The 15,506-nt window shown below is 42.6% G+C and carries 18 protein-coding genes; all 18 read right to left on the bottom strand.

The annotated features are described in order from the left end of the window. Positions 1–3: 3 nt before the first annotated feature. Positions 4–1,506 (bottom strand): distal tail protein Dit, encoded by a 1,503-nt coding sequence (locus tag KB197_RS00840; RefSeq protein WP_212573763.1) that lies wholly within the window; start codon positions 1,504–1,506, stop codon positions 4–6. Beyond that, positions 1,506–4,961, bottom strand: coding sequence for a tape measure protein (locus KB197_RS00835; RefSeq protein ID WP_212573764.1), 3,456 nt, complete (start codon positions 4,959–4,961; stop codon positions 1,506–1,508). Before KB197_RS00835 ends, KB197_RS00840 begins: the two co-directional genes overlap by 1 nt. 20 nt (positions 4,962–4,981) lie before the next feature. After that, positions 4,982–5,581 carry a Gp15 family bacteriophage protein gene (locus tag KB197_RS00830; protein WP_049511155.1) on the bottom strand — a complete coding sequence of 200 codons (600 nt, stop codon included), beginning with the start codon at positions 5,579–5,581 and terminating at the stop codon, positions 4,982–4,984. A gap of 1 nt (position 5,582) precedes the next feature. Continuing rightward, positions 5,583–5,942, bottom strand: coding sequence for a hypothetical protein (locus KB197_RS00825; RefSeq protein ID WP_049511154.1), 360 nt, complete (start codon positions 5,940–5,942; stop codon positions 5,583–5,585). 74 nt (positions 5,943–6,016) lie between these two features. Next, complete coding sequence (locus tag KB197_RS00820) at positions 6,017–6,475, bottom strand: phage tail tube protein (RefSeq protein WP_070478170.1); 459 nt, start codon at positions 6,473–6,475, stop codon at positions 6,017–6,019. Further along, positions 6,476–6,877 (bottom strand): minor capsid protein, encoded by a 402-nt coding sequence (locus KB197_RS00815; protein ID WP_049511152.1) that lies wholly within the window; start codon positions 6,875–6,877, stop codon positions 6,476–6,478. Further along, on the bottom strand, positions 6,874–7,236 hold the full coding sequence (locus tag KB197_RS00810; protein ID WP_049511151.1) for a minor capsid protein: 363 nt from the start codon (positions 7,234–7,236) through the stop codon (positions 6,874–6,876). Before KB197_RS00810 ends, KB197_RS00815 begins: the two co-directional genes overlap by 4 nt. After that, a complete protein-coding gene (locus KB197_RS00805; RefSeq protein ID WP_049488130.1) occupies positions 7,236–7,577 on the bottom strand; it encodes a putative minor capsid protein in 342 nt (113 codons plus the stop codon). Before KB197_RS00805 ends, KB197_RS00810 begins: the two co-directional genes overlap by 1 nt. Then, positions 7,564–7,956: a hypothetical protein gene (locus KB197_RS00800; protein ID WP_212573765.1), complete on the bottom strand. Its 393-nt coding sequence runs from the start codon at positions 7,954–7,956 to the stop codon at positions 7,564–7,566. Before KB197_RS00800 ends, KB197_RS00805 begins: the two co-directional genes overlap by 14 nt. 12 nt (positions 7,957–7,968) lie before the next feature. Continuing rightward, positions 7,969–8,199, bottom strand: a complete 231-nt coding sequence (locus KB197_RS00795) for a hypothetical protein (protein ID WP_084862268.1) — start codon at positions 8,197–8,199, stop codon at positions 7,969–7,971. 5 nt (positions 8,200–8,204) lie between these two features. Continuing rightward, positions 8,205–8,372, bottom strand: a complete 168-nt coding sequence (locus KB197_RS00790; RefSeq protein ID WP_158086161.1) for a hypothetical protein — start codon at positions 8,370–8,372, stop codon at positions 8,205–8,207. A 15-nt stretch (positions 8,373–8,387) separates the two neighbouring features. Continuing rightward, positions 8,388–9,212, bottom strand: coding sequence for a N4-gp56 family major capsid protein (locus KB197_RS00785; protein WP_084862266.1), 825 nt, complete (start codon positions 9,210–9,212; stop codon positions 8,388–8,390). A gap of 32 nt (positions 9,213–9,244) precedes the next feature. Further along, positions 9,245–9,823, bottom strand: a complete 579-nt coding sequence (locus KB197_RS00780) for a phage scaffolding protein (protein ID WP_084862264.1) — start codon at positions 9,821–9,823, stop codon at positions 9,245–9,247. Positions 9,824–9,971: 148 nt separating this feature from the next. Next, a complete protein-coding gene (locus KB197_RS00775; RefSeq protein WP_084862262.1) occupies positions 9,972–10,253 on the bottom strand; it encodes a hypothetical protein in 282 nt (93 codons plus the stop codon). Beyond that, positions 10,250–11,893, bottom strand: a complete 1,644-nt coding sequence (locus KB197_RS00770) for a phage minor capsid protein (protein WP_212573766.1) — start codon at positions 11,891–11,893, stop codon at positions 10,250–10,252. The genes KB197_RS00775 and KB197_RS00770 overlap by 4 nt, the downstream gene beginning before the upstream one ends. A gap of 68 nt (positions 11,894–11,961) precedes the next feature. Further along, positions 11,962–13,473: a phage portal protein gene (locus KB197_RS00765; RefSeq protein ID WP_338092167.1), complete on the bottom strand. Its 1,512-nt coding sequence runs from the start codon at positions 13,471–13,473 to the stop codon at positions 11,962–11,964. Between the two features lie 11 nt (positions 13,474–13,484). Then, complete coding sequence (locus tag KB197_RS00760; RefSeq protein WP_084862258.1) at positions 13,485–14,783, bottom strand: PBSX family phage terminase large subunit; 1,299 nt, start codon at positions 14,781–14,783, stop codon at positions 13,485–13,487. After that, positions 14,752–15,471: a phage terminase small subunit gene (gene terS / locus KB197_RS00755; protein ID WP_084862256.1), complete on the bottom strand. Its 720-nt coding sequence runs from the start codon at positions 15,469–15,471 to the stop codon at positions 14,752–14,754. Before terS ends, KB197_RS00760 begins: the two co-directional genes overlap by 32 nt. Positions 15,472–15,506: the final 35 nt, after the last annotated feature.

Below are 15,506 nucleotides of genomic sequence, written 5' to 3'. Positions count from 1 at the left end.
TGCTTATAGATACCTTTCTTTAAATTCTACTGTGACTGTAGGCTTAGTCTTGACCCAACTTGAGCAATAGACCTCTAGCTGACTTTTCCCAGGGGGAATACTCAAAAACTTTGAGCCTTGGACAATGTCCACAATCTTCTCAATGCCATCTACTGTGACTGTGTCATTCTCACTATTAAGTACAATATTTGAACCGATTGGATAGCGGTTAGGCACATCTCCGATTGATGGCACAAAGTCCTTACGATACATCAAGTCATCAAGATACATGTGAGTGAGCATAGGCTTGTCATGAAACGCCCCTAAAGTCACATGGATTTTAGCTGATTTTCTACCCTTAATCTCAGGGATGATAAAGCTGTAATGATATCCTCTGTAGTAGACCTGAACTCTAGTATCGTTCCGTTTGAGTTCAAACTGTCCTTTGGTTGATGAAAATGGGTTTAATGCACTATCAGAGGTACCTGTGAAAGTCCACCATTTAAGGAAGTTATACCTACCTTTTCCATCAGACCCAAATACATTGAACTCACATTCTTGACCTTTTGACCTTTTGAATGTTTCAAATCCGTACAAAAATTGACCATTTGTGTCTGAAACTGTGATTTTGATAAAGCCATATTGATTGGCTCCACCTGATACAAAAATCTGTCTACCTGTAATGTAGTCATCAAGAGAACCTACGCCTCCAGCGCTATCTGTAGGGATGTCCCATGATAGCGATGTAGCATAGTTTTCATATTTGCCAGGAGTAGCCTGTTCTCTGAGCTTGATGTGTTTTCTATCCCATAGGGTAGTGACCTCTGGGGCACCTGTGAAATTTTCTCCATTGTCATTAGTGACAGCCCTATTTTTTGAACCTCTTGCAAAGGCGTCTGAAATTCTATCGTCTCTAAAATCAAGCAAGACCTCAGAGCGCTTGACTATACCTGTATCGGTTTCCTCACGGTCTCCAATTTCAAGAGCTCCGCTTGTATTGACTAAACCAATATAGCCGTTTTCAGAGTTATTTTTAACCTTAACCACAGGAAAAGCTGGGACATTGCCGTCATTTCTGATGTCAAAGACAATTTTGTCCCTTTGCTCTTGACCATTGTCAAAGCGTTTATAGGTTGAGCTATGAGCCACACCATCAGGGATGAGGATGTCAAAGCTACCTTTTTGAAACCATCTTGTCACATTGTCCATGTCTACTGAGCCTGTGACAAGACCCATGTAGTACTTATCAGGCTCATCTGAAATGACCACCTTGACAGCCTCCGATGTATTAAATACACCAGCAAGTTTGTGCTTAGCTGTCTCAAGTGTCATACCGTTGCTATATTGCATGGCAAACTTGACTTTGATGATTTTAGCGCCTGTCCTTACCTCTTGCAGATTGACTCCCAAAAGTGGAGCGTCATTAGTAGTGACATTGCGCTCATTTCCTACTGGTCTGATAATTTCAATGATATTGATAACCTCAGAGAGGTCAAATCCATTGATTGTGATTGTGTCATTATTCATTAGATAATACCTCTCATCATGTTATCTAGCATTAGCTTGTCATTTTGATAGTTAGTCATTGGTTGTCCGATTTTAGCGACTAGAGCACCATCATCTAGCACCATATTCACAGGGCGCTTGACAGCCTCCTCAGCCACTTCAAGAGCTCTAGCAAGCACTTTGTCAGCCTGGTCACGGATGACCTCAATCTGACTTGTCTCAGCTCTCTCTGTGAGTGATTTTAGACTGAATTGACTTGATAGTGTTCCATTTCCTAGTCCTAGTAGATCCTCAGCGCTAAATTTAAACGCTGACATCTCTTTCTGCACATAAGCTAGACTATCAACCACATCAGAGCTATTCTGTTCAATACCTACAGCGATACCTTGAGCGATATAGCGTCCGACATTGTCTCTGAATAGTCTTGACGGGCTATGGATTTTAGCCTTAGCCTGTGCTGCTCTTTCAGCTTGAGTGACAAGGGCATTAGCTGCAGCTGTCACAGCCCCAAGTGCTGAGTACATACCTTGCGCCAAACCTTGCCCAATCATGCTCCCTGCATAACGCATAGCTCCAGCCCCTGACATTGCCCTAGAACGGATTGAGCTTAACATAGCTGACATTGCAGCCGTTGCTGATCCAATTCCTGAGCGGATGCCGTTAGTAATGCCATTAGAGACCCCACGACCTGCCTGTTGACCGGCTTGAGTCATCTGAGTTGCCGATTGCAGGACCACAGACACCATCTGTTGCATGCTTGAGCGCATTATTGCTACAGCTTGAGACATTGCTGACTGCACAACAGAATTGAGTAAAGACATTGCTGATCCAGCAGCTGCCGAGATACTAGAAAAGGCCGAGGCAACTATAGGAGCGGATGTAGCTAACTGCATAATGGCAGTAGTTGCCATGATTGCTGATGTGGTAATCAGTGTAAACTGACCTGGTATTGTACCAAGTACGCCAACTAAAGCACTCACAACTCCACTGATTGCTGTAAATCCTGCTGATATAGCTAGGGCTCCAGCCTGTGCCATCAACATTGAACTTGACAAAGCAACTAACCCACTTTGTAGGATAGTAATGCTAGCTGTTGCCCCTGATAAACCTACAAAAGAGGTCATTACTGATGTTGCAAAGGCACTCATAGCAGTACCAGCCAATGTCATCGCTGGGGCTAAAGTAGTTACAGAGGCTGAAATTGTAGGAATGGTGCTTGCCATTGTTGTTAGTACAGCAACGGCCATGGCTCCGCTGGCTTGTATTGTGAGTAGACCTGCTCCCAGTGCCTGCATACCTGCACCAACGCTAGCCATGCCAGCGCTTGCTCCTGAGATTTTACCTACGCCAATAGCAACAGCGGCTAAAGATGCTGCCATATCCCCAAGGTTGGTATTGGTGATCATTACCACCCCTTGAGCTAACTGCTTAAATCCATTTCCTGCTTTTTGAGCAGCCGTACCAATAGAATTGAATACATTAGCAAGGCCATCTAATACACTCTTGATAGCATTACCTACAGAGGTGATGACATTGGAAATACCATTAAAAGCACTCTCAATACCTTTACCGATTCCTTGAGCGGCAGTAGATATTGCTTGCCCAACTGATGTAAAGATATTAGCAATGCCTTGCAAAGCTGTAGAGATCACTCCTCCAATAGAAGCAATAATGCCAGCAATACCACTCATAGCTGTACTGATACCATCAGCAATAGCCTGGATAATTGTTACAATTTGTGGTGCATTTGCAGATATGGCGTTAATGATCTGAGTCATTCCGTTAGAGATAGCTGTAACAAGTACAGAAATCCCAAGAGCAGCAACTGCAATACCAGCACCAATAAGAGCAACGGAAGCTCCAAAAGCTAAAATACCTACAGCTCCTGCTGTCAATGCTGGACCTAATGTAGCTGCTCCCACAGCAAGCAAGGCAATACCTGCTACAATGGCAAGCATTGCAACCTGTGCACCAGCTCCAGCTGAGGCAAGTTGTATAGCTGCCTGTACCAGGACATAAACACCAGCGACAGCCATCAAGACCCCTGCGCCAATCATAAGAACTGCAGCGGCCAATCTCAAAACAGAGCCAGCACTTGCGGATGCCGTTGTCCCAACTGCTGTATTCCCTGCGCTCATTGCGGCACTTGCTCCAGCGTTAGCAAGTTGGGCTGTTGTCAATCCTAGAATGTTACTTACTAAACTAACTAGATTCTTACCAAAATCAAAGGCTGTTTTTAGAGCCTGAGCAATCTTGACTCCCGCCTTGATACCTATCAAAGCTGTGCCAATGCTAATAATCGCCGTTGCTACACTTTGGATTGTCCCTGGATCTAAGCCTGAAACAAAGTTAGCTACTGCGGTTGCAGCCTGAGAAAGCCACTTGACAATATTGCCTAGTACACTTCCTAAGGTTGTCAACACTTCTGATGCTGTCAAACTATCCCACACATGACCAATCGCACCTGAAATGCTCTTAATAGCCTCGACAAAAGCACTAACTGCTCCTGTATTTGAGAATGCCTCCCAAAACGTTTTGATTTTGGAAACAACATTAGAGATTGATGAGCTGATTCTAGTGACAACCCCCTCAATGTCTATCCCTTCTAAAAACGCACCTAGCTTTTCAGCAATACTGTCAAAATTGATTTTGTCCAAAGCGTCTGAAACAGCATTTACTGCCTTGATACCAAACTTATTGAGCTTTTCAAAGGCTGGCATGAGCTTATTAGAGAGGCTTTCCTTGGCACCGTCTATAGCTTGGTCAACCGTTTTGAACTCTGTAGCCATTTTTTGGAAAGCGTCCGAGTTCCCAGCGCGGTTCATAGCGTCAAAGAAGTCCTCTGTCTTGACTTTTCCGTCTTGAACAGCTTTTACAAGCTCAGCGGTAGACATTCCCATCTCTTTTGCGACTGCAGCCATACCAGCTGGAGCTTGTTCCATCATAATCTTAAAATCCATCCAGGCAATTTTAGGCTTACTTGCCATCTGTGTTGCCTGAGTGGACAATGATTTCATGGCTTGGGCTGGATTTTCAGCAGAGGCTGCAAGTCCACCAAAAGCCTTAACTAGACTACCAACATTTTTAGTCCCAACTGCGTCAAGTTGCGAGTAAGTACTAGCCATATCAGAGGCTGAGTAGATCGTTTTGGTTGCAAAGTCCTGCATTTCAGTCTTAGCTGCCTTGATTTCCTCAGCTGATCGCCCAAAGGCCTGTAGGTTCCCCTCAAAGGTTTTCCAAGCTTTCTGTGAACTGTTTAGCTCAGAGGCCATTTCACGGACACCACTTGTAATAGTCCCAATTCCTGTAGTAAGGGCAGAACTAATCAGATTAGCTCCTAAGACAGACTTAAAAACAGACCCTACTTTCGAGCCTGCGTTTTCAAGTCCACCGAATAGAGCTTTAAGCTTGCTTACTCCTGATTGAGCATTAGAGCCATCCATATCAACCTTGATAGTAACTGAACCATCTGCCATTATGTACCTCCTTTCTAAAATTAGTAGTCAAATTCATCAGGTAGAGCATACTCTTTTTTGAGTTCCCTCATGTTCTCCTTATACTGCTTACTATCTCCCTTTTGAGGCTTGTAAGAGCGTATTTTTAGCACCTCAGCAAATTTAGTATCACTAGGCAGGCCATTGAGTAAAGCGTTGAACTTCTTCCAGTGTAGGCTGTTCTGAGCGTCTATTAGGTCAATTCCGTAAGCCTGGAGAAATGATGAGTAAATATACTCAGCGTCGTACTTCAAGCTAAAGAGACGATCTCCTCCCTCAGATTGGCTCCTAGAGCGTATCTTGCTTTTGATTGGGTTCCCTGCCAAATCTAGCACTGGTGCTGTGTCTTTAGCTGGAATAATTCTAATATGCTCCTCAAATATCATCTTAAAGATTGCTGTAGCTTGTTCAGGAGTTAAAGCCTGAGTAAAATCTACATCGGTCAAGATTTGAATAGCCAGGAAAGGCTTGTAAAGCTCGTCAATGTCATCATCATTGATCAGCTCCACCACTTTCAAAACCTTGTTAAAAGCGATATTCATTGGATACACATCATCACCAAGGACTAACTCATCTGTCAATTTCCTTGATAGGTCCAGCATGTCAGTCACCTAGATATTTTTTGAGGGCATCTGTATTGTTGCGTTTCTCCCATTCTGAGATAACCCCTGTGATAGCCTCAAGCAAGTAAGCCATAGTATCGACAGTCGAGCCGTTAGAGAAATCATAGACCTTGTTATAAGCGTCTTGGTCAAACAGCTCTGTCCATGACCCTTTTACCAAGTCTTGTAAAGTTTCAAAGGCCTTACTGTCTTCTGTGTTGGCTAGTTTTTCGCCGTCTTTTTTGAGCTTTTTACCAACTGACTCCATTTTGTGGATGTTTTTGTCATTGGCTACAAATTCAAGCCTGAACTCTCCAAAATCAACAGGGATGACATTGTCACGTTTCTTAATTACTACCATTTGTTTTCTCTCCTACTAATTTTTTAAAATCAAAAATAAAAAGGGGAGCCTGTTCACTCCCCTAGATCAAATCATCAACCGACTACAGCAGACTGTTTAGGCGCCACATTCCAGCTGATAGTGCACTTAAAGGTCTCATACTCAGACGCATCTCCGCCTCCAATTTGGATACCTGAGACAGTAGCGACTCCGACATATTGAGTTTTGCCATCAGCGTCTACCACTTTAAACCAGACATTACGGTCATCTCCAGTTTTAAAGCGCATAGCTGCAACAATTGCCTGAGCTTCATCCTCTTTGATGTAATCGCCCTCAAAACTGTAACCACTCTTAACAGACGTCACTACAGTTTTTTTGGTGCCGTCGCCGTTGTAGTATGCAATGTCATCTGTATCCTCGTCATTTTCAGCCTCGGCGGTTTTTACTCCGTCCGCAAGCCATTTCCAGGCGTCATTACCTGGCTCAGTAGCTGGTGCTGTTGGTAACCATGGCGCAAGAAAGTGTTTGCGTTTGGCGTTTTTCATTTTTGGCATTTAGTTTCCTCCATTTGTTTCAAGTTTTGCCGTTACATCTAACATGTAAATATAAAAACCTTGCTCATCACGGTCATTTAGGAATGGCTGTGATACTTCAAGGCCTCTGAATTGATATGAATTATTTTTGCTAGGTAGTTCCAGATTAAAATCGGCGAGAGCATGATTGATGGCCCACAGGATAGAGCTTGTCTTCTGGTGATCAGTCGTTTTGATTGCCACCTCAAATACAAGGCTAATATCCTGCTTACCGTTCATGTACTCTGTTAAAATCTTCCCACCTGGCAAAGGATAAAGGACTAAATCCTCCCTCTCTGATAAGTAATCTAGCTTACAAGTCAGAGGGAGGTTTAGTGTGTTGATGAAATCTCTAAGGACTTCTGAAAAATCATTGTTATTCATGCTTTTACTCCCATTGCTCTTAGACCCGTTTTCTTCCAATCATCAAGATATAACGCTGAGGCTTTCAAGTCCCACCGCTTGCCTGTTCCAGGAGTCGTGTACTTCTTAAAGACAAAACTCCTATTCTTGTTATAGCTCGATCCGTAGAATTGAGCTCTAGCGTAAGGTCCAGGATATTTAACCCCATCCTTAGTAGCCTGACCGCTACCACTTAAGTCTCCACTCTTTCGAGGAATAAAAGGGGTAAAGTCAGTCAACATTTGATTAGCGATAGCTAACTTCCCCTTAGCTAGTGCCTGTGGGGATACCTTTTTCTCAATACCTTTTAAATCAATCTTGACAGATACGCCTATTCCCATCAGATACACTCCACTTCATAGCAAAATACTTTTTGTTTGTGTGGATAACTGACAGGAACCACAGAGGTCACTCTGTACTCACGTTCTCCGTCGTTAATTATGGCATTTTCAAAGGTCTTGTCTAAGACGATAGGACAATATTTAGGGTACACAAATAACGTGCTAGGCTTGGACTCTTTACGGTTGTTCTTCGTGCCTTTCACTTGATACTGTCTGTCAAACCTAACAGTTCTAAGGGTCACTGGGCTCTCAAATACTTCTTTACCCCATCCGTCTTTTTCTCCTGTGGTTTTCTGAATTGTTACAGTATCAATCAATAACCGTTTATCAATGTCTGTCATAACCTACCCCCCTAAAGCCAAATCCTGCCGATTTCAGAGTATTCAAGGCGTCAAGCGATAAGTTATACCTAGCACTTTCTAAAGGCTGGTTAGATGAGTTCTTGTAGGTGATATGAGTACGCCCTAGAACCACAGTAGAGACTGATTGCTTATCATCAGCCGTAGTGATCCCACTAGCGTCCAAATATGCTATCTGGAAAGCCGTAGCCAGTTTGACAGCTTGCTTTCTGTGCTTAATCTCTTTTTCAAAATCTACAAAGCTGTAGAAATTGTTAAGAAAGAGGTTGATAGCAATCTCTGCCCTCTTTAGTAGCTTTTCAAACTCCTCAACTTCATCAAAACCAAAGTCCTTAAATTCATCTTTTGTTAAGTAGGTCATGACTTTACCGCCTTAAATTAAATAATCTGGATTCTCAGAAAGCCCTGGGATTACATCTGAAGTTGGTTCTTGAGATGGGACAACTTGCTCGATTTCTTCTAGCCAGTTGTCTCCATATTCCGCAAGTGTCTGTCTATTAATTTCATCCGCTTCAGCAACTGTCATTTCATACGCATTATTTGCATCAAACTGCTGCCCTGTTTTTGCCATAAAAAAGTTTGTTTTAGCTTTAAATGTAGCCATTTATTTTATTCCTCCACTTCGTATCCTTGATTTTCAAAGGCTGAAATCATAATCGGGTCAGATAGAGTAAACGTTACTCCATCTTTTTTCAATGTTTTTGGATCTTTTACTTCTGGCTCCTCTTCAGTTTCTTTAGATACAACCAAAGTCTCTTCAATGTTAGAATCGTTCATTTTTATCCCCTTTCACTAAGCTGATTTGTGAACGTAGATAGCTTTCTTCTTGTTGTCAAGAACAAAAGCGTCGTAACGGATACGCCCCTCAACGAGCTTGCCGTTAATTCCTGGTGGGTTATCGTGGATCTTGTAGTCTTCCAACTTAATAGGAGATGGAGTAGCCACAGGATGAGCAATAATAAACTCTACATTTTGTGGCAATCGTGATGTAGGTGTCAAAACTACTGGTAAGCCGTCAATCATACCTACTTGACCATTGATAGTAATTTCTTGACCAAGGTCAGAGTTTTTCACAAAGGTTGGGTCAAGTTTGATAAGTTTGTAGAATTTAGGAGATACATGCAAGATACGACCAGCTGTTGGGACGAAGGCGTCAGTTAGTTTAACCTGACCATCAAGCACAAGCTCGTAGGCGTTTGTTTTAGTTACTGAACCAGTAGCAATATGATCTGTATCTGCACCAGCTACGATTGTTGCAAAACGGTAAGTATCAACTTCAGGGATAACGACCTCTGACAACTGACGTGCAAGGGCTTTTCCTGCCTCCATAGTGCCATTTGTGTCTTGCTCAGATTTCTTGTCAATCGTAAATGTGAAAGAACGGTCTTTCTTCATTGTCATAGTTTGAACTGCATTCCCAAGCTCCTCAGCGTCACCGTAACGGTTTTGCCCAGATGTCTTGTAGTCATTCATTCCTGTCGTAGGGATAGAGTAGACCTTGACTGTGTCAACTCCAAGGAAATCAAAATCTTGGTTGATGATACCAGTAGATAGGGCCTCTTTAGCAAAGCGCTCATCTACTTTTTCATCAAATTTAGCTGCGTAATTTACTGCCATGTGTAATATTCCTCTTTTCTTTATTTTTGGTTTTATACGCTATCAAAGCCTGCAAATAGGGCTTTGTCCTCTGCGCTTAGATGATCGTATCCAGTTTCTGCTGGTGGATTTCCGTGCACAGAGATATTAGGGTTAGGCTGCTTGTCCTCAGCTTGGAATAGGTAAGGGCTTGACTCTTTGAGTGAGTTGATTGTGTCCTCTAACTGAGGTTTTCCATCTTCTCCTAGCTCGATTTTTTCTAGGTCAATGAATTTCATCAAATCCTCTGAGTTGTAAGCTCCTACGTCTTTTAAAGCAAGGGCTACAGCGTTTGTTTTAGTGATATGAGCAAGGTTTGCCTCACTATCTAGCTTGTACTGGTCAAATTGGGCTTTTAGTTCTTCAAGCTGTTGTTTGCTTTCAGCGCTAGCTCCCTCTTTGGCCTGTAGATCATTGATAGCTTGGGTTTGTTGCTCAAGCTGTTGTTTTAATGTGTCGTTTTCGGCTTGTAGTTCCGACTTGGCTTGTGACTTGGCATTTTCAATACCTGCACCGTACGCTTGCATAATATTGTCAATGACAGCCTTGTCCTCGATACCTGCCTCAACTAACATTTCACGTTTAAGACTCATGTCTTAACTCCTCCTTTTTTACGTCACATGGACAAATTAAGACAGTTTTACGCCATGCTCCAGGGCAAAATAAAAAACCGTATGGATTTCCATTCGGTTTATAGTGGTTTATAGCAATTTATTGCACAATAAAAGCGCCTAGATTGTTCTAAGCGCTAAGTTTTACTAACTGTTTTGCCTTTTTATAGTAAGGTGTTAGGAAATTGATAAATCCTTGCTTATCACTTGGGTCATGTTCCTCTAAGAACATCATCAGCTCAAAGTCATTGAGAGCGTCAAACATTTCAGGGTTTTCATTGTCCCAAGCCTCAGCAAAATCCTCATCTTCTCCAAAAAGGGAGTTAAACTTAAAGGAGAAATCCCAAAAATTATCAATCTGACCACTAACTGCTTGTTCTAGCATGTCTAATACTTGTTGACTGTATTTCATAATGGTTTAAATCCTTTCAGTTTTTTACGTTTCATCATAGTTACTACAACATCTGTATCAGGCTCAGTGATGTAGAGGATACCGTTATAGTACCTTGCAAGTCTGCCGTTCTTCTCTGATACATAGTTAGGAGGTAGAGAAAAAGCTGTCTTTACTGTTTCATAATTGTAGGTAAATGTGCCGTCATTGCGCCTCATACGTTCTATGTAGCGTGCTATTGCATGATCTCCAAACACTATACCATCATTCTTGAAATTAAAGTAAACCTCCACTGCCTGTTGTTTCTGCTTGTCTGACAGTTTCTCTTGAATGTCCCCCTTGAAATAATTGACAATCCTATTATCATACCTCAAGGAGTCTTTTTCTAATCGACTCAACGACTTGAAATCACTATAAGACTTGGGTGCTTTATTTCCCAAATTTTGTAGTATTTCAGAATACTCCTTTTTAGAGCGTTTGTCAATAGTTTTGTATAACTTTTGAACAGCGTCATCATTATAGTAGTATTTCTCTCTAGCATAATCACGATGTAGGAAAGAGTGCTGTTTGAGATAGTCTCTCATGGCTCCCTGTTGGATCCTAACCTTGCTCTTATACTTTTCTATCAGCTCCTGGTCACCTAGTTTCTCTGCAACGTGTAGAAATTCCTTAGACTGTCTGATAGAACGCTCCAGGGCTCTCTGTTTGGCCTGTACGTTTGCGTTTTCTATCGCTTGCTCTGGAGTCAAGTCTCTTAACTCGTCAGGCAAATCAGGCTTGTAGTTAGCCCCCGGAATGTATGGTGTCATCTCATGAGTACAGTTAATACCCTGACAGCCTCCAGCATATCCATAGCCGTAGTCTGATAGCGCCAAAATACGCTCCCCTTTTTCCGTCCTAGCAACTCCAGTGGTTACAATCTGATGTTGCAAAGGAGCGCACATCTCTCTTGCTGTGGCCTTTTTGTGATAGTAAAAGGTATCTATCCCCAACTCCTCAGCTGGAGCCATTCTGACTTCACGATAGACACGCCAAGCCGTCGATTTGATGACTTGCCTAGCGTATGTGTCAGCTCTCCAGCGTTTACCTTGGCTATCAGTAAAGCCATAAAAACCTTTCTGAGCCCATTTCATGACTGTATCAGAGATAGCCTTGTCTGAGGTGCTGAGCCCTGTAACAACCTTGGCCACGCTCTCCTGGACTATGGACTGATAAACCTTTCTGACACTCATTGGTAGAGTGGTATTGATGAGGTTGTCTATATCTCCCATAGCTTGATTGACATAAGCAGCTAGATTGGTCTGAATGATAGAGTTGCCAGCAAAGGAATCTCCACCAGTAGCCTCTAAAAGCTGTTGTTTGGTGTCTTTATAGATTTTGTAACCCTCATTTTGGATAACATGCCTAAGTTGTTCCTCAGCAAGCCCTGAACGATCAGAAATGAGCTTGAGGTTATCCTCGTTGAGGAGGCCCATCTCATTCATTTTCTCAAGTTGCCAAATATAAGGGTTGTCCTCAAGACTAGCAGAGCCACGCTCTTTGATACGGTCTATAACCTGGTCAAATAGATCCAGAGTAAGCTGATGATAGATGTCTGCAACCTGACTAGCGTCAAGCATTAGCTGCTCATCATTGAGCTTGATTGGTTTCTTCTCTTTCATAAGCTCTTGTAAGTCCTTTAGTTATTAGCCGGCTTGGGCTTTTTATTCCAAATAAACGCCTCAGCCTATCAATTACCATATATTTCAACATCTTCATCACTCCTGCCGTTGTTAGCCTCGCCAATAGCATTCCCACTGATTTCAGCTTTGATTTGTCTAGCTTTTTCAGGCGTAACATTGAGCACCTTTTCAATGGCCATGACATCCGTAGCAAAACCAGCATTTACAACCTTAACCCAGTAGTCCAGCTCAGCATTTCGGTCTGTAAAGACTCCATCATCAAGGTTAATGCTGATTTTATCCATTTCAGGGATATTCCCCTTATAAAGACCGTAAGCCTTGCCTAGCTCTAACATTGAGATAATGAGCTCTTTCAGTGACTGCTCTACTAAACTGACAATACTGTTTCTCATCTGATAAGTGTCTGAGTTCTCTGATACAACCTCAGTAGCTGTTTTCAAGCTCTTACCATCAAAGGTAAAGGTACCAGAAGACACTCCTATCTGCATTTCAAAAATCGCCAGGGTCTTATTGATAGCCTTGATATAGTCATCTGAGCGGATAGGCGTTGTAAGGTCTGTAATGCCTACACCCTTGTCCATATCTCCTGAGTCAATCTGTTCATAGACATTACGCCCAGCCTCAAACTCACGCTTGACTGTGACATTCTCGCCCTCCTGATTGTACTCAACTTTAATCATCTGACTAGGGACGGCCACTCTGCGCTGGCCCATCTTAATCTCCCACATAAACTCGTCATAGGTCGTATTAAGAAAGTCCATTGTAGTCTTGGCATTATCAAAAATAGACAAGCCAAGGGCTGAGTTAATATCTTTGTTATTCATCCCTGGGGTCTTCAAGTAAGTAAAGAGAGGACGACTCAAGCCGTTCAGGTCTACCACTTCCTCAAGATCCTCATAGAGGTCTGACAGAGGTACCCTAACACCTACAATGTTCTTATTATCAGACTTGTAGAGCTCGTTAGTGACCGTGTACTTGTCATCCTTGCCCCATTCGTGCAGTTCAATCAGCGTGTAAAACTTCTGCTTGTTACCCTCTGACTTGATTGTCTTAGTGATAATAGCAGCGCTAGAAACATCCTGTGTGTTGTTTTGCAGAGGCAAAAAGACAGGCGCTTGAATGAAAGAGACTCTTACCTTGTCTCTATCGACGTATGGCCTCATAGCCAAGCCCCCCAGCGCCAAACCACTCTCTAAGTAACGCTCAAAGTTCTTGACAAATCTGTCATCTTGTAGCTGTTTCTGAATGAATTTATTAGCGTCTTTGTCATCTAGCTTGATTTCAGCCTGTTCATTAAACACTAGGCTTGCAATCTTCTTGGCTGCTGTACGTCCAATAGGCAGATGGTTGAAAGCTCGTTTTTGAGGCGTGTTATTGCTGTCAATGTAGTCAATCTGTGGATAATGTCCTGCATAATACTTGAGATTTTCCCTAATGCGGTCATACTCTGCGGATGACACTGCTATTTTAGGGTGATCAGTGATATTCGTTAAGTTCTGTGTCGTCATCACATACTTGCTCCTTGTGAAAAAATTCTTGATAGTCTGTACTATTCCCATTGTTAGCTCCTTTAGGCTTTTAGTCTTAGCTCTCTAGCGTTGTCTAGGACAAAATACTTGAACTCGTCCACCGTGTGGTCATCTTCCTTGATGACTTTTGGATCATCAGTATTAAGTGACTTGTCATCATAGCGGTACATCTTATGCTCCTCTATGAATACCTTGTTATTTTCTGTATCAAGGTAGTAGAAACGCCCCTCAGCTAGTAAGCTAATAACCATGTCTATCATGGTCTGGTTTTTCTTCTTAGCCACAGGGTGCCAGCGCTCACCATAGTCTTTGAAATATTGGTTTCTCAAAGCTCCCTCCGCACTATCAATAGTCATTTTTAATTTAGGTACTCTGTAAGTCTTCATGACCTTGTCTATAAAGTCATGTATCATCACAGAGAGCTCACTAGGCGCCTTTTTGATGGTCTTACCAGCTGGACTATAGTAGAACGTATCAAGTAAGATAACATTACCCTTGGCAGTGAGGCCGTAAGCTCCACAGGCCGTTGCTGACTGTTGGTGTCCTGTATCTAGGGCAAATGATATACCTATCACTTTATCGTTGTCAGGGAGGCTTTCTAATGGCTTAAAATAGCTCATGTTATAAACATGATTACCTAAACCGACTACCTCGCCTAGATACATCCATCTGTAGTAGTCAGGGTCCGTCTCCTTGTATCGTTCTATCTTGTCTTTCATCTGCTTAGACAAAAAACCTAACTTGTCATCAAGGTAGGTGCTGTGATGTATCATGTAAGTTGGGTCACTAGCTTTCTCAGCAACCCACTCATTTATCCAGTCATAGGGATTTCTCGGAGGGTTGTATGTGAAATAGACTTTGACCTCTTTGCCATTCGGTAGCTCTTGACGGATGAAAGTATCCTCAACTATATCAATGTCTTCACGGCCTGCGAACTCAGCCAATTCCTCAAACCATACGGCCATTACATAGCCTTTGGCTATCTTCTGGGACTTGAGTTTCATTGGATCGTCTACACCGTAAAAATAAAATGCTGTACCTGTCTTCTTGTGGGTGATTTGTAGGGGAGATTTCCCAAACTTGAACTGATTAGCTATCCCCATCTCATAAATGGCCCATCTTATCTGCTCATACACTGACATCCTCAAGTACTTACCTACCTTGCGCAGGACTACCACATTTCCCATAGGGTCATTGATAAAGTCATTTACAAGGTCAATGGATACCACAGAGGACTTAGTAGAGGCACGTCCACCCTTTAGCACTATGTGGCTCTTGAGTGTGTAGAGGACTTCATCAAATACTGGGTTAATCAGTTTCGCTAGGTTCAGTATTGCCATTATACTCACTCCTATCAAATGTAAATCCAGTAATGACTGTATCATCCTCATCATTGGAGCCTAGCTGAGCTTTGAGATTATCAATCCTCAAGCGTTGCTCCTCAGTAACGAGAGGGGAACGTGTGAGCTCGTCGTAGGTCTTAATCATGCTTTTAAGCTCTGATTGAGCCCTTGCCATTGCAGCCAACGCCTTGCCTTGCTTATCCCATGCTGTGTGGACTTCATAGCTTGCTCCACCTTTAGCTGTACTAGCAATCAGCATAGTATTAGTATCATCAACGTCCTGCACATACAGAATGCGCTGAGCATGCAACAGATTGGCGTAGGTCAGCGTGATATTTTCCCAAAGGATGTCAATGGGCTGTTTTTCTGAAAGCTCTTGCGCTATCTCATATACCTCTTGAGGTAGATACTTAGCAAACAGTCCATGTTTTAGGGCGTTTTGATTGCCTATACTTCCGCCTTTGCTGTTCTTATTGCCTTTCGGCGCTCCCCGTGTTCGTTTGGTAGTACTACTTTTGTTTTTTGTAGTACTACATTCGCTCCATTTGTCTCTTAACTTCCAAACTGAGATAGTTTTTTCAGGCACGCCCAACATTTCACCAAGCTTGCGGTTAGTGATGTTTCCGTTATTCTGCTTATAAATCTCAAAAGCTTTATCTCGGTTTGGGTCTCGTGCTCTGCCCAACCTATTACCTCCTATTTGTCCGTTTTGTAAATCAA

This window comes from Streptococcus sp. 11-4097, from assembly GCF_018215285.2.
Lineage (GTDB): Bacteria > Bacillota > Bacilli > Lactobacillales > Streptococcaceae > Streptococcus.
The sequence above is the reverse complement of the archived record's forward strand: the minus strand, read 5'-3'. Positions and strand labels throughout refer to the sequence as shown.